The sequence below is a fragment of the Brevundimonas staleyi genome (assembly GCF_041893865.1).
Taxonomy (GTDB): domain Bacteria; phylum Pseudomonadota; class Alphaproteobacteria; order Caulobacterales; family Caulobacteraceae; genus Brevundimonas; species Brevundimonas staleyi.
In genome coordinates, this window is sequence record NZ_CP169082.1 from 1,811,726 (window position 1) to 1,830,364 (window position 18,639).

At 67.7% G+C, this 18,639-nt stretch carries 18 protein-coding genes and 1 pseudogene; 13 read left to right on the plus strand and 6 right to left on the minus strand.

The window, feature by feature from the left end:
- Window positions 1–50 precede the first annotated feature (50 nt).
- The 3 genes from ACETK8_RS09060 to ACETK8_RS09070 are packed head-to-tail and all read left to right on the plus strand — an operon-like array spanning window position 51 to window position 2,020.
- On the plus strand, window positions 51–470 hold the full coding sequence (locus tag ACETK8_RS09060; RefSeq protein WP_374039173.1) for a cupin domain-containing protein: 420 nt from the start codon (window positions 51–53) through the stop codon (window positions 468–470).
- 15 nt (window positions 471–485) lie between these two features.
- On the plus strand, window positions 486–1,598 hold the full coding sequence (locus ACETK8_RS09065) for an acyltransferase family protein (protein ID WP_374039174.1): 1,113 nt from the start codon (window positions 486–488) through the stop codon (window positions 1,596–1,598).
- 2 nt (window positions 1,599–1,600) lie between these two features.
- Window positions 1,601–2,020 (plus strand): DUF1801 domain-containing protein, encoded by a 420-nt coding sequence (locus tag ACETK8_RS09070; protein ID WP_374039175.1) that lies wholly within the window; start codon window positions 1,601–1,603, stop codon window positions 2,018–2,020.
- Here ACETK8_RS09070 and ACETK8_RS09075 read toward each other — a convergent pair.
- The gene (locus ACETK8_RS09075) at window positions 2,017–2,217 is read right to left on the minus strand and encodes a hypothetical protein (RefSeq protein ID WP_374039176.1); all 201 of its coding nucleotides are present in this window, start codon (window positions 2,215–2,217) and stop codon (window positions 2,017–2,019) included. The genes ACETK8_RS09070 and ACETK8_RS09075 overlap by 4 nt on opposite strands.
- 112 nt (window positions 2,218–2,329) lie before the next feature.
- Between ACETK8_RS09075 and ACETK8_RS09080 the strand changes: the two genes are divergently transcribed.
- Window positions 2,330–3,316, plus strand: a complete 987-nt coding sequence (locus ACETK8_RS09080) for a helix-turn-helix transcriptional regulator (protein WP_374039177.1) — start codon at window positions 2,330–2,332, stop codon at window positions 3,314–3,316.
- A 70-nt stretch (window positions 3,317–3,386) separates the two neighbouring features.
- Window positions 3,387–4,144: pseudogene (locus ACETK8_RS09085) on the plus strand (IS5 family transposase).
- Between the two features lie 23 nt (window positions 4,145–4,167).
- Here ACETK8_RS09085 and ACETK8_RS09090 read toward each other — a convergent pair.
- From ACETK8_RS09090 to ACETK8_RS09100, 3 genes are read right to left on the minus strand one after another with little or no spacing between them, the layout of a single operon-like run.
- Window positions 4,168–4,398 (minus strand): type II toxin-antitoxin system RelE/ParE family toxin, encoded by a 231-nt coding sequence (locus ACETK8_RS09090; protein WP_374039178.1) that lies wholly within the window; start codon window positions 4,396–4,398, stop codon window positions 4,168–4,170.
- Between the two features lie 41 nt (window positions 4,399–4,439).
- Window positions 4,440–4,733, minus strand: a complete 294-nt coding sequence (locus ACETK8_RS09095; RefSeq protein WP_374039179.1) for a hypothetical protein — start codon at window positions 4,731–4,733, stop codon at window positions 4,440–4,442.
- 37 nt (window positions 4,734–4,770) lie between these two features.
- A complete protein-coding gene (locus ACETK8_RS09100) occupies window positions 4,771–6,195 on the minus strand; it encodes a helix-turn-helix domain-containing protein (RefSeq protein WP_374039180.1) in 1,425 nt (474 codons plus the stop codon).
- Between the two features lie 153 nt (window positions 6,196–6,348).
- On the opposite strand from ACETK8_RS09100, the gene aceA reads away from it, so the two are divergent.
- Together aceA and ACETK8_RS09110 are read left to right on the plus strand one after the other, a co-directional pair.
- Window positions 6,349–7,629 (plus strand): isocitrate lyase, encoded by a 1,281-nt coding sequence (gene aceA, locus ACETK8_RS09105; protein WP_374039181.1) that lies wholly within the window; start codon window positions 6,349–6,351, stop codon window positions 7,627–7,629.
- 20 nt (window positions 7,630–7,649) lie between these two features.
- Window positions 7,650–7,868, plus strand: a complete 219-nt coding sequence (locus tag ACETK8_RS09110; protein ID WP_374039182.1) for a hypothetical protein — start codon at window positions 7,650–7,652, stop codon at window positions 7,866–7,868.
- A gap of 315 nt (window positions 7,869–8,183) precedes the next feature.
- Here the strand turns inward: ACETK8_RS09110 and ACETK8_RS09115 are convergent, their stop codons facing one another.
- Window positions 8,184–10,475, minus strand: a complete 2,292-nt coding sequence (locus ACETK8_RS09115) for an ATP-binding protein (protein WP_374039183.1) — start codon at window positions 10,473–10,475, stop codon at window positions 8,184–8,186.
- Window positions 10,476–10,651: 176 nt separating this feature from the next.
- Here ACETK8_RS09115 and ACETK8_RS09120 point away from each other — a divergent pair, with 176 nt between their 5' ends.
- The 6 genes from ACETK8_RS09120 to phoB all read left to right on the plus strand — a co-directional run bounded on the left by ACETK8_RS09120 (window position 10,652) and on the right by phoB (window position 17,298).
- The gene (locus ACETK8_RS09120; RefSeq protein ID WP_374039184.1) at window positions 10,652–12,052 is read left to right on the plus strand and encodes a sensor histidine kinase; all 1,401 of its coding nucleotides are present in this window, start codon (window positions 10,652–10,654) and stop codon (window positions 12,050–12,052) included.
- Window positions 12,053–12,197: 145 nt separating this feature from the next.
- Window positions 12,198–13,640: a phosphate ABC transporter permease subunit PstC gene (gene pstC / locus ACETK8_RS09125; protein ID WP_374039185.1), complete on the plus strand. Its 1,443-nt coding sequence runs from the start codon at window positions 12,198–12,200 to the stop codon at window positions 13,638–13,640.
- Window positions 13,633–14,946: a phosphate ABC transporter permease PstA gene (gene pstA / locus ACETK8_RS09130; protein ID WP_374039186.1), complete on the plus strand. Its 1,314-nt coding sequence runs from the start codon at window positions 13,633–13,635 to the stop codon at window positions 14,944–14,946. Before pstC ends, pstA begins: the two co-directional genes overlap by 8 nt.
- A gap of 5 nt (window positions 14,947–14,951) precedes the next feature.
- A complete protein-coding gene (pstB, locus tag ACETK8_RS09135) occupies window positions 14,952–15,842 on the plus strand; it encodes a phosphate ABC transporter ATP-binding protein PstB (RefSeq protein ID WP_374039187.1) in 891 nt (296 codons plus the stop codon).
- The gene (phoU, locus tag ACETK8_RS09140; protein ID WP_374039188.1) at window positions 15,839–16,576 is read left to right on the plus strand and encodes a phosphate signaling complex protein PhoU; all 738 of its coding nucleotides are present in this window, start codon (window positions 15,839–15,841) and stop codon (window positions 16,574–16,576) included. Before pstB ends, phoU begins: the two co-directional genes overlap by 4 nt.
- A 32-nt stretch (window positions 16,577–16,608) precedes the next feature.
- On the plus strand, window positions 16,609–17,298 hold the full coding sequence (gene phoB, locus ACETK8_RS09145; protein WP_309627949.1) for a phosphate regulon transcriptional regulator PhoB: 690 nt from the start codon (window positions 16,609–16,611) through the stop codon (window positions 17,296–17,298).
- Here the strand turns inward: phoB and ACETK8_RS09150 are convergent.
- Entirely contained in the window at window positions 17,274–18,152 is an 879-nt protein-coding gene (locus ACETK8_RS09150) for a bile acid:sodium symporter family protein (protein WP_374039189.1), read from the minus strand. The two genes, phoB and ACETK8_RS09150, sit on opposite strands and share 25 nt — an antisense overlap.
- Between the last annotated feature and the right edge of the window lie 487 nt (window positions 18,153–18,639).

An 18,639-nucleotide genomic window follows, 5' to 3' on the forward strand; every position in this document is an offset into this window, starting at 1 on the left:
CGACGCGGTCGCTCGCTGCTTGAGCGCGGATTGTGCTTTAGGGTGCGGCCATGACCGCCGCCGAGATCATCGCCCTTCTGGACCTGAAGCCCCATCCCGAGGGCGGCTGGTATCGCGAGACCTTCCGCGATCCGCGCGAGGCGGAGGGCCGCTCCGTCGGCACCGCCATCTACTTCCTGCTGGCCGAGGGCGAGGCCTCCCACTGGCATAGGGTCGACGCCGCCGAGATCTGGCATTTCCACGCCGGAGCCCCGCTGGAGCTGAAGATCCATGACGAGACGGGCCGGCGGATCGTGCTGGGCCCGGACCTGACGGCGGGCCAGCGACCGCAGGGGATCGTGCCCGCCGGAGCCTGGCAGGCCGCACGCAGTCTGGGGGACTGGACCCTGGTCGGATGCACCGTATCCCCCGGCTTCGACTTCGCCGGCTTCGAGATGGCGCCGCAGGGCTGGGCGCCGCCGGGGGACTAGGCGTATCACGGCGACGTGAACACTGACGCTTCCATCGCCCGCGCCGCCCCCCGCCGTTTCGAGGCTCTCGATTCGCTGCGTGGCGTCTGCGCCGTCTTGGTCGTCATGTTCCACATGCCCGTGGCCAGCCACTGGCGGGACTGGGGCTTGGTCCAGCACGGCTATCTGTTCGTCGACTATTTCTTCGTCCTGTCCGGCTTCGTCATCGCCCACGCCTATGCCGGGCGGCTGAAGACCGCGAAGGACGGCGGGCGGTTCATGGTCCGGCGCCTGGGCCGGGTCTGGCCGCTGCACGTCCTGATGCTGGGCTGTTTCATCGGGCTGGAACTGGCCCGGCTGTGGTTCCACATCGACATGGCCACGCCGTTCACGCGCGACCGGTCGGTCGAGGCCATCTGGGCCAATCTGTTCCTGGTCCAGTCCTGGCACATCCTGCCCTACCTGACCTGGAACGGCCCGGCCTGGACGCTGAGCGCCGAGGTCGCCTGCTACCTGATCTTCGCCGGTCTGGTGCTGGTCGCGCCCAAGCGGTTCCGCTGGATCGGCGCGGTCCTGGCCGTGATCGGGGCGGTGCTGGTGCTGATGTACGCCAGGCGCTGGATGAACACGACCTATGACTACGCCGTGCCGAGGGCGGTCTACGGCTTCTTCCTGGGCTGTCTGCTGCAGGGCTTTTGGCTAGCTCTGCCAAGGCTCAAGGGCCGCGCATCGACGGCGTTGGAGGTCGCGGCGGTCGTCGTCACCTGCGTCTTCATCGGCTGGGCGACCGGGCCCATTACCGTGGCCATCACTCTGTTCTTCGTGGTCGTGGTCTGGGTCTTCGCGGGCGAGGATGGGGCGCTGTCGAAGCTGCTCGACCACCCCGCCCTGGTGACCATGGGGCGGTGGTCCTTCGCCATCTACATGGTCCACATGTTCGTGCTTACGGTCATGATGATCGTGGCGAGGAAGCTGGACTGGGTGCCCGGCGGCCGCCGGATCGACTTCGGCTCCGTCTGGATCAATGATCTGTTCGTGTTCGCAATGTTCGGCCTGATCCTGGTCCTGGCCGTGCTCGCGCATCGGTTTGTCGAACAGCCGGCCCAGCGCCTGATCGATCGCTGGACGGCGGTGAAGCGGGAGGGCTGAGCATGGCGGAAACCAAGACCAAACCGACGCCCCAGTCGGTTCAGGACTTCATCGCCGCCGTCGAACACCCCGGCCGGCGTGAGGACGCCACGGCCCTGGTCGCCCTGATGGAGGCCGAGACGGGCGAGAAGGCCGTGATGTGGGGCTTCTCCATCGTCGGCTTCGGCCGGTACCATTACCGCTATGACAGCGGGCACGAGGGCGACGCCTGTCTGGTCGGCTTCTCGCCCCGGAAGGCCAACATCGTCCTCTATGTCGCCGCCGATGACGACCGGCGTACGGACATGCTGGGGCGGCTGGGCAAGCACAAGGCGGGGGCGGGTTGCGTCTACGTCAACCGGCTGTCGGACGTGGACGAGGCCGTCGTGCGCGAGATGACGCGGGCCTCGGTCGAAACGCTGAAGGCGCGTTACCCGGCCTAGGCGGCCATGCGGAACTCGTCCCACATCGCGTCCTCGTCCGAGTAGCGGGCCGAGGCGCGGGCGTCGATGACGTCGATCACCTGTTCCTCCAGACGGTCCCAGATCACGGCCAGGTCGCCGCAGCCGGTCGCCTCGCAGGGCACGATCAGATAGCGGCTGGCGTTGACGGCGGCGTGGGGAGCGAAAGCGTGGGCCATGGGATGTCTCCGGGTTCGGCGTCTTGCCGTTGAGGAGACCATGCAGGGGTGATACGACAGTTTCGGACGTATCTCCTTCCGGCTTAGTTCCGGTTCTCGCAGGAGGCTTGGTTTGCGGCACGACAAGGCGGTCATGGTCATCGAGCTGGCGCGGCGCATGGCGGCCTCGGCCGAGGGGCTGACGCTGGACGAGATGGCGCGTGAGACCGGGGTCGGTCGGCGCACCGCCGAGCGAATGCGCGACGCCGTGATCCTGCTGTTTCCCTCGGTCGAGGAGGTGTCCGACCCGCCTACCAAACGCTGGCGCATCCGGGGCGGGCTCTCGGCCTTCGAACAGGCCCCGACGACGACGGAACTGGTCGAGCTGTCGAAGGCGGCGCAGGCTCTGCGTGTATCCGGCGAACCCGGCCGGGCGGCGGCGCTGGAGGGGCTGGAGCGGAAACTGAAGTCGGCGATGCGCTCGACGACACTGAACCGGCTGGCGCCCGATCTGGAGGCCCTGGTCCGGGCTGAGACCATCGCCGTGCAGGCCGGGCCGCGTCCCAGCGCAGACGAGGCCATGCTGGCCACGATCCGGGCGGCGGTCCTGGCCCAGGCGCCGCTGGGCTTCACCTATTCCCGGCCGGGGGCGGAGGTGCGTCGGCGCACGGTCGCGCCTTGCGGCGTCATGTTCGGCCGCGCCAACTATCTGGTCGCGGCGGACCGGGAGAGCGGCCGCATTCAGACCTTCCGCCTGGACCGGATGAGCGCGGTGGAGGCAGAGGCCGGCTTCGCCCCGCCGCCCGAGGATTTCGACCTGTCGGTCTTCGCCAGCCAGTCCTTCGGCATCTATCAGGACGAGATCGAGGACATCGTCCTGCGCGTCTCGCCCGAAGGCGCGGCCGCGGCGCGCGGCTGGCGCTGGCACCCGACCCAGACGCTGGAGGATCAGGCGGACGGGTCGGTCGTGGTGAGGTTCCGCGCGTCCGGCATGCGCGAATTGGCCTGGCATCTGTTTACTTGGGGCGAACAGGTGACCATCGTCGGGCCGCAACGGCTGAAGGCCGTGATGGCCGGCGAACTGGCGGCGGCGCGGCGGGCGCTGGATACTGCGCCCTAGGGTCCGTACTCAATAAGGTCTGGCGGTGAGTTTGGCGTTCTGATTCAAGGCTTCTGGAAGGGAGCCTTGGATGCGGAAGCTTTACTGGCTGGACGACGAAGCTTGGGCGCGGATCGAGCCGCACCTTCCGACGGGACGGCGAGGGGCGCGCAGGGTCGATGATCGCCGCGTGTTGTCGGGCATCGTGCACATGCTGCAGTCAGGCGCGCGCTGGCGGGACTGCCCGCCGGAGTACGGGCCATACACGACGGTCTACAACCGCTTCAATCGCTGGAGCCGGCAGGGCGTTTGGCACGACATCTTCAAGGCCCTGACCGGCCACAGCGGCATCTACTCCTCGGCCGCCATCGACAGCACCTCGGTCAAGGCCCATCGCTCGGCGGCGGGCGCAAAAGGGGGGGCTTCGTCCAGGGCATAGGCCGCTCCAGAGGCGGCCGCACGACCAAGATCCACGGCCTCGTGGACGATCGAGGGCGACCCCGTGTGCTGTTGCTCAGCGCCGGCAACACCAACGACATCACCATGGCCCACGCCCTGATCGAGGCGGCCGGACCGTTCGCAAGGCTGCTGGCGGACCGCGGCTACGACGCCGATCACCTCCGAAGGCGACTGGCCGAACGACGCGCCGAGGCCGTCATCCCGACCACGACCTCGCGCAAGCGGCCCATCCCCTACGACGTCGTCGCCTACCGACAGAGGAACACCGTCGAACGCCTATGGGCCAGGCTCAAGGACTTCAGGCGTATCGCGACACGCTACGACAAACTCGCCGCGAACTTCCTCTCCAGCGTCCTCATCGCCGCCACCGTCGCCTATTGGGCCAAATGAGTCCGGACCCTAGGCGGTCGCGATCATCGTTCCTCGCGCATGTGGAAGATGCGGGCGATGACGACAACGTCTGCATCGACGCGGTAGCGCACGACATAGCCGGACGAATTGAACGGGATCATCAGCTCTCGTTGATCCTCGAGACGCATCGGGCTTCTGGCCGGCAGATATTGAAGCGAGATCAGCGCGGCTTCGATGGTCGAGACCGCTCTGAGCGCGGCGCGCGGACTCTTCTCGACCAGGAATTGACCCAAGCGACGGAGGTCGGCTTTGGCTTCTTCGCTGACGACGACCTTCAGAGCGAACCCTTCCTGCCAAGGCCTGCCTCGACGTCCGCCCGGAATTCCTTGAGGACATCCTCGAGTGGATAGGCGATGCCCGTTCGGTCGTAGTGGGCGAGCGCGAGGGTCGCCTGCTCGTGTTGAAAGCGCCGAGCCGCTTCGGAAACTGATGAACGGCCTGCCGCATCTTCGATCAGGTCGAGCACGAAAGCCTCTGGCTCGATACCGGCGTCGCGCGCGGCGGCGTCGAGACGTTCAGCCGTCGCAGCGTCCACAGTCACGGTATAGGTCACAGCACCGTCAGCCATGAGATCAGTCTAGCAGTGATCAGGACCGACCGCGAGGTCAGCCGACGCTGAACGGATAGGGGCTGACCGACTTCGACCAGTCGTCGACGCGAAGCGGCCGGTCCACCGGCGCGGCGGCGCGTTCGGCGCAGGGGTGGCGATGGCAGAGGCGGCAGGCAGGGCCGATGGGAGTGACATCCGGTGCGGTCAGGTCGAGACCTCGGGCGTAGATCAGGCGGTGGGCGTCCTTCAGTTCGCAACCCAGGCCGATGGCGAGGTCGTGGGGCTCTCCGAAGCTGTCATGGCCCTGGCGGTCCACCGTGCGGGCCAGGGTGAACCAGCGCTGGCCGTCGGGCGTCTCGATGATCTGGGTGACCAGCTTGCCGGGCGTGCGGAAGGCGGAGTGCAGACGCCAGCGCGGGCAGGCGCCGCCGAAGCGGGCGAAGGGGAAGGCGCCCGAGGCATAGCGTTTCGAGACGTTCCCGGCCTGATCGACCCGCATGAGGAAGAAGGGCACGCCGCGCGCGGTCGGGCGCGACAGGGTCGTCAGGCGGTGGGCGACCTGTTCGAAAGAGGCGCCGAAGCGGGTCTGGAGCCGGGCGATGTCGTAGCCGCTGCTCTCCGCCAGACGCTGGAAGGCGGCGTAGGGCATCTGGATGGCGGCGGCGAGGGTGTTGGTCAGGGAGACCTTGAACAGGGCTCGGGTCGCGTCGTCCGGCGGGCGGGCGGCGTCGACCAGGGCGGTCAGTTCGGCGTCGTGTTCGGCCAGGGCCAATTGATAGGCGACGGCGAAGGTGCGGGACGACGGATCCAGCGTCTCGGACAGCAGCAGGCGGCGACGGTGCGGGTCGAAGCGACGGGTCCATTCGACCATGACCTCGGCCGGCATGACACGGACGGTCAGGTTGTGGCGCGTCTGAAGGCGGGCGCGGGCGAGGACGTCGAACGGCTCGCCCGTCTGGTTGGGGTCCAGTGCGGCGTAGAGGGCTTCGCCCAGCGCGTCCAGTTCGGGGAAATGGTTGGCGCGAGACTGGATGTGGTCGCGGACCCAGTCGGCGGGGGAGGGAGCGGAGCCGGCGTCGCCGTCAGCCAGAGCCGCGCGGGCCCGGTCCCGCTGTTCGGAAAAGGCGCGGTAGAGGCGCAGCAGGGCCTCGGCGGCCGCGGGCGCTTCGTCGGTCAGTTGCAGCAGCTCGTGGCGGGGGACGTCGAGGCCCTGAAACAGGGGGTCGGACAGGGCCTCGGCCAGCTCGGCTTCTCCGGTCGCGCCCGACTGGCCGAGCTGGCGCAGGTCGACGTCATAGGTCTCGGCCAGACGCAGCAGGAGCTGGGCGGAGACCGGCCGCTGGTTCCGCTCGATGTGGTTCAGATAGCTGGGGGAGACGCCGAGATCGCCGGCCATGGCCGTCTGGGTCAGGCCCCGATCGCGTCGCAGCCGCTTCAGCCGGGCGCCGAGAAAGAGTTTGCGATCTGCCGAGGCGTCCATCGGCGAACAATGTCACATCATGACCAATCGGGCAATGTCACGTTGTGACATCATGACTTCAAACATGCAGCTCGGCCTGTATCAGAAATGACAGGGGCGTGTTCTCTGTCCTGACCGACGCGACGTTCGCGTCAGCCAACCGAGCAGAGCGCCATGACCACCTTCGCCGATCTCGTCCCTTCGCCCAAAGGCCGCTTCGACGGCATCGAGCGTCCGTACACCCCGGAAGACGTGCTCAAGCTGCGCGGCTCCGTGCCGATCACGCACACGCTGGCCGAGCGCGGCGCCAACCGCCTGTGGGAGCTGCTGCACACCGAGCCCTTCATCAATGCGCTCGGCGCCGTCACCGGCAACCAGGCCATGCAGATGGTCCGCGCGGGCCTGAAGGCCATCTATCTGTCGGGCTGGCAGGTCGCGGCCGACGCCAACACCGCCGGCGCCATGTACCCGGACCAGTCGCTGTATCCGGCCAACGCCGCGCCGGAACTGTGCCGCCGCATCAACCGCACCCTGCAGCGCGCCGACCAGATCGAGCATGCCGAGGGCGGCGCCAAGCGTGACTGGTATGCGCCCATCGTCGCCGACGCCGAGGCCGGTTTCGGCGGGCCGTTGAACTCGTTCGAGATCATGAAGGCCTTCATCGAGGCGGGCGCCGCGGGCGTCCACTTCGAGGACCAACTGGCCTCGGAGAAGAAGTGCGGCCACCTGGGCGGCAAGGTCCTGATCCCGACGCAGGCGCACGAGCGGAACCTGATCGCCGCGCGCCTGGCCGCCGACGTCATGGGCACCCCAACCATCACGGTCGCCCGCACCGACGCCGAGAGCGCCCAACTGATCACCTCGGACGTCGACGAGCGCGACCAGCCCTTCATCGACCGCGAGAACCGCACGCCGGAAGGCTTCTTCCGCCTGAAGCCGGGCACGGGTCTGGACCACTGCATCGCGCGGGGCCTCAGCTACGCGAAGATCGCCGACCTTCTGTGGTGGGAAACCTCCCACCCGGATCTGGACGACGCCAAGAAGTTCGCCGAGGCCATCCAGAAGGAGCACCCCGGCAAGCTGATGGCCTACAACTGTTCGCCGTCGTTCAACTGGGAAGCCAAGCTGGACAAGGAAACCATCGCCAAGTTCCAGCGCGAACTGGGGGCCATGGGCTACAAGTTCCAGTTCGTGACCCTGGCCGGGTTCCACAGCCTGAACAACGGCATGTTCGAACTGGCCTCCGGCTACCGCGACCGCGGCATGGCGGCCTATTCCGAGCTGCAGCAGCGCGAGTTCTCGAACGAGGCCATCGGCTACACCGCGACGCGTCACCAGCGTGAGGTCGGCACCGGCTACTTCGACCAGGTCGCCACCGTCATTTCCAACGGGCAGTCCTCCACGACCGCCATGAAGGAATCCACCGAAACCGCGCAGTTCGTCGCGGCCGAATAAAGCAGAGAGGAGACTGAACCATGGAACCGCTGAGCCGCCCCCAGGCCATCATCGACTTCTGCCTGGCGCCCCTGGCGCTGGACACCGGCACCGAGGCCGAGCGTGAGGTGCGCCGTCGTCTGGAGCACGTCATCAAGACCTACCAGACCAAGCTCGCCGTCGCCTCGGCCCCGACCACGGTCGACTTCAGCCAGATGCCTTCGCAGGTGATCAACGAAGCCGCCCACGGCTACGAGTAGGAAGGACAGGTTCGCCCGCATTCGCGGGCGGGGACTGAGACGCGACACGGGGCCGGGCAGTGATGCTCGGCCCCGACTGCTATGGGGTCGCCAGAAGAATACAGGTGGTGGCACTATTCCCAAATTTCGAGTGCCAACGTGCCATTCTGGAGAAATTTCGCAATGAAATCAGTAGGCGTGGCACTTTCGTGTGGCACGCCTGGAGGGCGCGAGTGGAGCAAGCTAAACCTGTCAAAGGCCGCTTGAAGCAGATGGTGAGCCAAAGTATGCGGCGCAAGGGTTTTCAAGGAATAAAATCCAAGACACCCAGGGCCGTTAGGCTGCAGCGGCGCTCTGCTGCTTTTCCCCGCCCAGTTCGGCCACGAGCGCGAGCAGTTCGGCGGCGTCGAAGGGCTTGGCCAGGTGGCGATCGGCGCCGGCGGCCTGAGCCTGGGCGACGTGTTCGGGCAGGGCGTTGGCGGTCAGCATGACGATGGGCGCCGGCTCTCGGCCCGAGGCGATCTCGTGGGTGCGGATCTCGCGCACCGCCGTCAGCCCGTCCATGACCGGCATCTGCATGTCCATCAGGATGATGTCGAAGGCCTGGGCGCGGGCGGCTTCCAGCGCCTCGGCGCCGTTCTCGGCCTGGATCAGATCGACCGGGGCCTGGGACAGGATCAGTTCGACGACCTTGCGGTTGGTCGGATGGTCGTCGGCGACCAGGACGCGGATGCGCTGTTCCGTGGGATCGACGACCGTCTGGGTCGGGACGGCGGGCGCCGAGGGGGCGTCGGCCGCGTGCAGGGGCAGGGTGAGAATGAAGGCCGAACCGCCCTCGGGCTCGCTCTCGCAGTCCAGTTCGCCGCCCATCATGTCGGCCAGCTGACGACAGATGGCGAGGCCCAGGCCCGTACCGCCGAAGCGACGGGTGATGGTGCCGTCGGCCTGTTCGAAGCGGGTGAACAGCCGCGCCTTGGCCGCCGCGTCGAAGCCGACGCCGGTGTCCTCGACGGTGAAGCGCAGGATCGGCGCGCCGCTTCGGTCCTTGCCGACGGAGGCGGTCATACGCACGAAGCCGGTGCTGGTGAACTTCACGGCGTTGGAGACGAGATTGGTCAGGACCTGCTTGACCCGCACCACGTCGCCGCGCACCCAGATGGCGGCTTCGGGTTCGATCTCGACGAAGAACTGTAACCCCTTGTCGGCGGCGGGCTCGCGATAGAGCTGGGCCGCGTCGTTGACCGCGCGCGGCAGGTCGAACACCTCGTCGGCGATCTCCAGACGGCCGGATTCGACCCGCGCCAGATCCAGGATGTCGCTGAGCAGGGTCTGGAGCGTGTGGCCCGAGGACTGGATCAGGTCCAGAATCTCGCGCTGATCGCTGGCCAGAGGCGTCCGCGCCAGGGCCTGGGTCAGACCGATGACGCCGTTCAGGGGGGTGCGGATCTCGTGGCTCATATTGGCCAGGAACTCGGACTTGGCCCGGCTGGCCTGCTCGGCGGCGTCACGCGCCTCGGCCAGGGAGACGGCGTCCCGCTTCAGGTCGGTGATGTCGTTGACGACGGTGACGATGCCGCCGTTGGAGGTGCGGCGATCCTGAACGCGCAGCCAGCGGTTCCCGGCGATCTGCTGTTCCATGCTGTTGGACAGAGACCGACGGGCGGTCAGTCGCTCCTGCATCCACTCCTGTTCGCGACCGATGGCGTCTTCGTAGAGGCCCTGGTCCAGACCCAGTTGCAGCATGTCGCGGAAGCGGACGCCGACGGCCAGAGCCGGGGCGACCTCCGGGTTCACCTCGGCGTAGCGGGCGTTCCAGATCAGCAGGCGGTCGTCGGAATCATAGAAGCCCAGACCGTCCGGCATGGCGTCGATCGCCTCGCGCAGATGGCCCAGCGCGGTGGTGCGGCCCCACAGGCCCACGACGGTGACGAAGGCGGCGATCATCACGACCACCGTCGCGCCGCCGACGACCCAGACCAGAAGGCCGGATTCCGTGATCAGGCTGGCGGATAGAACCGAGGACGGGTCAGGCACGATCTCCATGGCCTGCATGCCGCCGAAATGCAGGCTGACGACGCTGAGGACCGCGAAGGTCGTGTTGCCGGGAATGCGCCACCATCCGTCGCGCTTGATCCACAGGGCCGTGCAGAGCGCCAAGGCCATGCTGACCGCGACCGCGCCGACCGCGAAGGGGATGTTCCAGGCGATGGCGCCGCCCTCGATATGCAGGGCGGACATGCCGACGAAATGCATGGCGGCGACGCTTGAGGCGGCCAGGATCGCGACCAGGCCGCGGGTCAGTCGCGAGCCGCCGTTCAAGGCCACGGCCACCCCCAGCAGCATGCCGGCGACGACGATGCCCAGCGACAGCAGGGTCTCGCCCGCCGCGTAGCGGATCAAGGCGTCGGCGCGGTAGCCCAGCATGGCCAGGAAGTGGGTCGCCCAGACGCCCAGCCCGCCGACCAGACCGGCCGCCGCGCCATAGGCGATCTTGGTCCGCTGCCCGCCGCGCCGGGCCATGCCGATCAGGGTGATGCAGGTCGCCAGACCGACCACGCAGACCGCAGCCGCCAGCAGCGTCAGCCGCCAGTCATGCTCGACCACAAGGCAGTTCAGGATCCAGTTCAAGCGTGCGTCATCCCCGACATTCGCCATCATCCTGAGGCGCATAGGTAAAAAAACAGGCCTATGACCGGCCAAGGTCGCCGCCGCCCGGAATCCGCTCGCCTTTTCGGGGCATCCCGTTCTAGGAAAAGGCGAGACGGCGGAAGGGCCCGCGCGTCGGCAGGAAGGGGCGCCGTCAGATGCCGTTCGACGAATCCCCATCGCCCGTCGCGCCCCTGCCTTCATCCAGGCTCTGGACCAACGGGGCCACGGGCGGGGTCGGCGTCATCATCATGCTGATCCTGGCCTCCGTGCGGCCCGACGCCTCGGCCTGGCTGCTGGGCGGGGCGGTCCTGATGGCCACGGTGACCCTGATGGGCATGCGACGGCGACGGCCTCGGCTGGCGGACGCCTCGACCGACACCTCCGGGCCGAACCTGAGCGCGCCCGAGGACGCCGGTCTTCTGGACAGCGTGTTCGAGGCGCTCGACGACCCGATGATGATCGTCAGCGGGGGCGAGGCGGACGATATCGCCGGACGACGCATCGTCCTGGCCAACCGCGCGGCGCGCGACCTGCTGCGGATCCAGAGGGAAGGGGCGCTGCTGGTCTCGGCCATGCGCGACCCGAACGTTCTGGAGGCGGTGGACGAGGCCCTGTTCGGCGGGGTCAGCCGGACCAGCGATTACAACGCCGCCGGGGCCCGGACGCGGCACTGGAAGGCCTGGGTCAAGCCGCTGCCGTCGCCGGCGGCGAACATGGCGATCCTGGGTCTGCGGGACGAGACCGACGTGCGCCGGATGGAGTTGATGCGCGTCGACTTCCTGGCCAACGCCAGCCACGAGCTACGGACGCCCCTGGCCTCGCTGAGCGGCTTCATCGAGACCCTGAAGGGTCACGCCAAGGACGATCCCAAGGCGCGGGACAAGTTCCTCGACATCATGGCGGCCCAGGCGGACCGGATGGGGCGGCTTGTCGCGGACCTGCTGTCGCTGAGCCGGATCGAGCTGAACGAACACATTCCGCCGTCCGGCAAGGTAGACCTGCCGCGCGCCGCTTCCGATGTCGTCGACGCCGTCAGCGTCCTGTCGCAGGAGAAGGGCGTGACGGTCCAACTGGATGTCGAGCCGGGCGAGGTGAGGGTCGTCGGCGATCGCGACGAGATCGTTCAGGTGATCCAGAACCTGACCGACAACGCGATCAAGTATTCGCCCGTCGGCGGGACGGTGGAACTGACCGTGCGCCACGGGCTGGACGTCGAGGCGGCCGCCGCCGCGCGGGTGCCGGGCGCCACGCGCCTGTCGTTGCTGACCCCGGATCGGGAGGCGGGCGCGCGGTATGTCGTCGTCACCGTGCGGGACTACGGGCCCGGCATGGCGCGGGAGCATCTGCCGCGCCTGACCGAGCGATTCTATCGCGTCGAAGGCCAGAAGAGCGGCGGCGAGCGGCCGGGCACGGGTCTGGGGCTCGCCATCGTCAAACACATCGTCAATCGCCACCGGGGCGGGATGACGGTGGAAAGCGCGCCCGGCGACGGGTCGCTGTTCAGCGTCTATCTGCCTCTGGCGTCGGCCTCCGCCGCCGTTTCGGACGCGGCTTGACCGTTGAAAAACGCCGATCGTTTACGGCGTTGCAGAACTGTCATCGACCCGTCTTAATCCGCTGACCATCCGAGGGCAGTTATCGCCGCGAGACGGGCCGGACTTCCGAGCACGCTCTGATTCTTAGCGTGCGCTCCGGGGCCTGATGATCTGGCTAGTTCTCCCACTCGTCGTGGTGTTCGCCGTGCTGGCCTATCTGGCCGGGCGCGGTCAGGCCCAGCGTCGCGCCGCCGCCCTGTCCGGTGGTGAGAAGGCGCATTCGCGTCCGCAGCAGCACGGCTACTACGCCCTGATCTGGGTGGCGGTCCCGGCCCTGGTCGTGACCATCCTGGCCGGCGTCTTCTCCGGGCCGATCGCACACAATCTGATGGCCTCGGGCGCACCGGAGGCCGTGCAGCAGCTGGAGCCCTTCCGTCGCGAGGCCTTCCTGAATGACGCCCGTCTGACGGGGCAGGGACAGCGCGCCTTCCAGGTCTGGCAGGGCGAGCTGGGTCAGGTCATGCCGCAGGAGGCCGCGCGCTCGGCCCGCATTCACCAGACCCTGACCTGGGGCGGCGTCATCGGCGCCGTTCTGGCGGCCGTCATGGGCGGTCTGTTCGCCTGGACCCAGATCCGCCCGACGCTTCGCGCCCGCAACCGGGTCGAGGGCTGGATCGGCGGCCTTCTGTTCGCCTGTTCGGCCGTGGCCATCCTGACGACCGTCGGCATTGTCTTCTCGCTTCTGTGGGACGCGTTGCGCTTCTTCCAGTTCGTGCCGGTCACTGACTTCCTGTTCGGAACCCAGTGGAGCCCGCAGATCGCCATCCGCGCCGATCAGGTCGGATCCTCCGGCGCCTTCGGGGCCGTGCCCCTGTTCGCCGGCACCTTCCTGATCATGCTGATCGCCATGGTCGTGGCCGCGCCGGTCGGCCTGTTCTCGGCCATCTATCTGTCGGAGTACGCCAGCGCCGTGTCGCGGGGCGTGGTCAAGCCGGTGCTGGAGATCCTGGCGGGCGTGCCGACGGTGGTCTACGGCTTCTTCGCCGCCCTGACGGTGGGGCCGGCGTTCCGCGAGTTCTTCAACGGTCTGGGCGCCATGCTGGTCGGCGGGCCGATGGACGGCCTCGGCCAGTATCTGTTGCTGGTCCAGAACCAGATGGCCCTGGTGGCCGGCGCCGTCATGGGCATCATGCTGATCCCGTTCGTGTCGTCCCTGTCCGACGACATCATCAACGCCGTGCCCCAGTCGCTGCGCGACGGGTCCTATGCCATGGGCGCGACGAAGTCCGAGACGGTGAAGCGGGTGCTGCTGCCCGCCGCCCTGCCGGGCATCGCCGGCGCGCTTCTGCTGGCCATGTCGCGCGCCATCGGCGAGACCATGATCGTGACCATGGCCGCGGGCCTGGCCGCCAACCTGACCCTCAATCCGCTGGATACGGTGACGACCGTCACCGTCCAGATCGTCACCCTGCTGACCGGCGACCAGGAGTTCGACAGCCCGAAGACCCTGGCCGCCTTCGGCCTCGGTCTGACCCTGTTCCTGGTGACGCTGCTGCTGAACATCGTCGCCCAGCGGATCGTCCAGACCTATCGGGAACAGTATGACTGACACCGGCGCCGACAAGATGTGGGCCCGTCTGGCCGCCGAAGACCCCGCCCGCGCCGCCCGGCTGCAGAAGGGTCTGAAGGCGCGCTATGCCCGCGAGACCCGTTTCAAGCTGTACGGCGTGCTGGCCGTCGCGGTGGCGATCGGCTTCCTGGTGCTGCTGCTCGGCCGCATCGTCGATCAGGGGCACACCGCCTTCTACGCCAACCAGATGACGGTGCAGGTCTATATGGACCCGGCCCGGATCGACCGCGCCTATCCGCAAGGCACCAACTTCCAGCAGATGGTCGCCCAGCAGCAGCTGGCGCGTCTGGGCGTCACCGACGACGAGCAGGGGACCAAGGCCACGGCCTATCGGTCGCTGATCTCCTCGGAGCTGAAGTTCCGCGCCGCCGACATGATCCGCGAAAACCCGGCCCTGATCGGCCAGACGGTCGAGATCACGGCCCCCGTCTCGGACGAGGCGGACCTGTATTACAAGGGTGAGATCACGCGAGAGACGGCGTCCGACCAACGTCGCGTCAGCGACGAGCAGATGGCCTGGCTGGACGAGCTGAAGCGCGAGGGGCACGTCTCGACGACCGTGAACACCCAGTTGTTCACCAACGGCGACTCGACCGAGCCGGAGCTTGCGGGCGTTCTGGGCGCCGTGGTCGGTTCGGCCCTGATGCTGCTGGTCACGGCCTGCATCGCCATTCCGCTGGGCGTCGGCGCCGCCGTCTATCTGGAGGAGTTCTCCAAGAAAGGCCGGATCACCGACCTGATCGAGGTGAACATCAACAACCTCGCGGCCGTGCCGTCGATCGTCTACGGCCTGTTGGGCGTGGCCCTGTTCATCAACTGGATGCACTTGCCCCGATCATCGCCCCTGGTGGGCGGTCTGGTCCTGGCCCTGATGGCGCTTCCGACCATCATCATCGCCACGCGCTCGGCCCTGAAGGCCGTGCCGCCGTCGATCCGCGAGGCCGCCCTGGCCATGGGCGCCAGCCGCACCCAGACGGTGTTCCACCACGTCCTGCCGCTGGCCATGCCCGGCGTCATGACCGGCACCATCATCTCGATGGCCCATGCGCTGGGCGAGACCGCGCCGCTTCTGCTGATCGGCATGGTCAGCTTCGTGCCGGGCATCCCCGGCGCCATCAACGAACCGGCCGGCGCCCTGCCGTCGCTGGTCTACATCTGGGAGAACGCCTCGGAGCGTGCGTTCCACGAACGGACGGCCGCGGCCATCATGGTTCTCCTTGCCTTCATGATCGTCATGAACGCCGCCGCGATCCTTCTGCGTCGTCGCTTCGAACGTCGGTGGTAGTTCAAATGAAAATTCCCTTCTTCCGCAGCCCTGACGGCAAAGAGGGCGGCAGCGCCGACGAGACGCGCCGCGACGAGACCGTGCTGACGGCCGATGCGCCGCTGGCCACGCCGCAGGTCAAGCCGGCCGGCCCCGTCGGTCCGACCAAGATCGCCGCCCGCGACGTCTCGGTCTTCTACGGCGAGAAACAGGCCTTGTTCGACGTGTCGCTGGACATTCCGGACAAGACCGTCACGGCCTTCATCGGCCCGTCGGGCTGCGGCAAGTCGACCTTCCTGCGCACCATCAACCGGATGAACGACACCATCCAGGGCGCCAAGGTGACCGGCAAGATCCTGCTGGACGAGCAGGACATCAACGCCAAGACCGTGGACCCGGTGCTGCTGCGCGCCCAGGTCGGGATGGTGTTCCAGAAGCCGAACCCCTTCCCGAAGACGATCTACGAGAACGTCGCCTACGGCCCGAAGATTCACGGCATGACGACGTCGAAGTCCGAACTGGACGGCATCGTCGAAAGCTCGCTGAAGAAGGCGGGTCTGTGGGACGAGGTCGCCGACCGTCTGCATTCGGCCGGCACCGGCCTGTCGGGCGGCCAGCAGCAGCGTCTGGTCATCGCCCGCGCCATCGCCGTGCGCCCCGAAGTCATCCTGATGGACGAACCCTGCTCGGCGCTGGACCCGATCGCGACGGCCAAGATCGAGGAGCTGATCGACGAACTGCGCGAGCAGTACTGCATCGTCATCGTCACCCACTCGATGGCCCAGGCGGCCCGCGTGTCGCAACGCACCGCCTTCTTCCACCTCGGTCGCCTGGTCGAGCACGGCAACACCGAGGAAATCTTCACGAATCCCCGCGAACGGCGCACGCTGGACTACATCACGGGGCGCTTCGGTTGAACCAGCACACGGTCAAGGCCTACGGCGACGAACTGAACCAGCTGACCGCCGAGGTCGCCCGGATGGGTGGTCTCGCCGAGGCGCAGGTGGCGGACGCGGTCGAGTCGGTCGCACGGCGCGACATCGCCCTGGCGCGGGCGGTGGTTGAACGCGACGCCAAGGTCGATGCGATGCACCGCGACATCGAGCGGAAGGCCATCCGCCTGATCGCCTTGCGCCAGCCGGTGGCGTCGGACCTTCGCAAGACCCTGGCGGCCATGAAGCTGTCGACGGATCTGGAGCGGACCGGCGATCTGGCCAAGAACATCGCCAAGCGGGCCCTGAGCCTGGCCGAGGCCGAGCCGATGCAGCCCCTGACCCGTTCGATCGAGCGGATGGGCAAGCTGGTGTCGATGCGTCTGCGCGACGTGCTGGACGCCTATACGGCCTCCGAGATCGACCGGGCCATGGCGGTCTGGGCCTCGGACGACGAGGTGGACGAGCATTACAACGCCCTGTTCCGCGAACTGCTGACCTACATGATGGGCGATCCGCGCACGATCAGCGCCTGCACCCATCTGCTGTTCATGGCCAAGAACCTGGAGCGGATCGGGGATCACGCGACCAATATCGCCGAGGTCATCCACTACGAGATCACCGGCGACGAGATGACGGGCGAACGCCCCCGCTGGACGCCCACGCCGGGCGACTGGGACGCCGATACCGGGCATCTGCCCACACCGCCGACGAACTGACGGCGCGCTGAGACGACGACGGAGACTGAGACGTGCAGCCCTATATCCTGGTGATGGAAGACGAGGACGCCCTGGCGACCCTGCTTCAGTACAACCTCGAAAAGGAGGGCTACGACGTCGTCGTCGCCGCCGACGGGGAGGAGGGGCTGGTCCAGATCGACGAGCGCCAGCCGGATCTGGTCCTTCTGGACTGGATGCTGCCCAAGGTGTCGGGCATCGAGGTCTGCCGTCGTATCCGGGGTCGCCCCGAGACGCGCAACCTGCCGGTCATCATGCTGACGGCGCGGGGCGAGGAATCGGACCGGGTGCGGGGTCTGGACACGGGCGCCGACGACTATCTGACCAAGCCCTTCTCTATGACCGAGCTGATCGCACGCATCCGGGCGGTGCTGCGTCGCATCCGTCCGGGTCTGGCGGACGACCGCGTGGGTCACGGCGACATCGTCATCGACCGCGTCGCCCACCGGGTGAAGCGCTCGGGCAAGGAGGTCCATCTGGGGCCGACCGAGTTCCGCCTCTTGGACCACTTCATGCGCCATCCGGGTCGGGTGTTCAGCCGCGAACAACTGCTGGACGCCGTCTGGGGCTCGGACGTCTATGTCGAGGCTCGGACCGTGGACGTTCACGTCGGTCGTCTGAGGAAGGCGCTGAACGTGGACGACAGCGCCAATCCGATCCGCACGGTGCGTTCGGCCGGCTATTCGCTGGACCTCGAGGGCTGAGCCCTTCCTGAGCGGGTGATCAGCACCCCGAACGCCGCCGCCAGCGGGAACATCAGGACGCCGTAGACGGCGGCGGGCATCGACATGTCCGGATTACGCAGCACCGACTGGGCGATGACGATGGCGAGGGTGGCGTTGTGCAGGCCGACCTCGAAGGCGCTGGCGATGGACTGGGGGCGGTCCACCTTGAGCCAGCGCGGGACGAGGAAGCCGATGCCGAGGCTGACCACGCAGAAGGTGACGACGACGCCTGCGATGGCGGCGAAATACCGGGTCAGGATGTCGATCTGGGCGGCGACGGCGCCGACGATGACCAGGGTCAGGATGACGACCGAGGCGATGCGGACGGGCTTGTCCATGGCGGCGGCGAAGGCGGGTTTCAGGGCGCGGACCAGCATGCCCAGCGCCACGGGACCCAGCACGATGACGAAGACCTCGAGCGTCTTCTTGAACTGCAGGCCGACCTGACCGCCGCCGGGGTCGAACCAGGCCAGCGACAGGTTGACCACGATGGGCAGGGTGATGACGGCGACGACCGAGTTGATGGCCGTCAGGCTGATGTTCAGGGCCACGTCGCCCCGGAACAGATGGCTGTAGAGATTGGCCGTGGTGCCGCCGGGGGAGGCGGCCAAGAGCATCATGCCGACGGCGAGGACGGGCGGCAGCTGGAAGGCCAGGACCAGGCCGAAGCAGACGAGGGGCAGGAGGATCAACTGGCAGGCGAGGGCGATGGTCACCGCCTTGGGCCTGCGTCCGATGCGGATGAAGTCGCCGGGCGTGAGGCTGAGCCCCAGGCCGAACATGATGATCCCCAGCGCGATCGGCAGGCCGATGACGGTGATGGCTGAGCCCATGAAGATTTCCCCCGACGCCGTGGCGCGTTTGGATGCAGGGTGTCACGAGCTGGTGAGGCTCGCCAAGAGGCGGTCTGTCGCGGGTGCGGCGACGAGCGTTTTCCCTCCCACCTGGGGGAGGGTGGTCGCGTAAGCGACCGGGTGGGGGCGGCAGGGCGAGATGGCGACGGACCGTGGGATTGGGGTCCGCAGGGCCTTGCTGGGGCGCCCCCACCCGGTCTCCGCCTTCGGCTCCGACCACCCTCCCCCGAGGGGGAGGGAGAAGGCTGACGTGCGTCATCGTCCTTCCGCTGCGAACGGGTTGGGGAAGTGGACGGAGCCAGGGCGGTCGCCCGGAACCGAGGTAGCCCCTGCTTTCGCGTTACGGGGACCGATGTGTAATTTTCGGCTCGCGCCGAGGCTCCGTCGCGGTCGATTGGACGTGAGCAGTCGATGGTGGGCTTCGCTGCGGCCTGTCGGGTGTCGGCATATTCGCCCCCGACGCTTG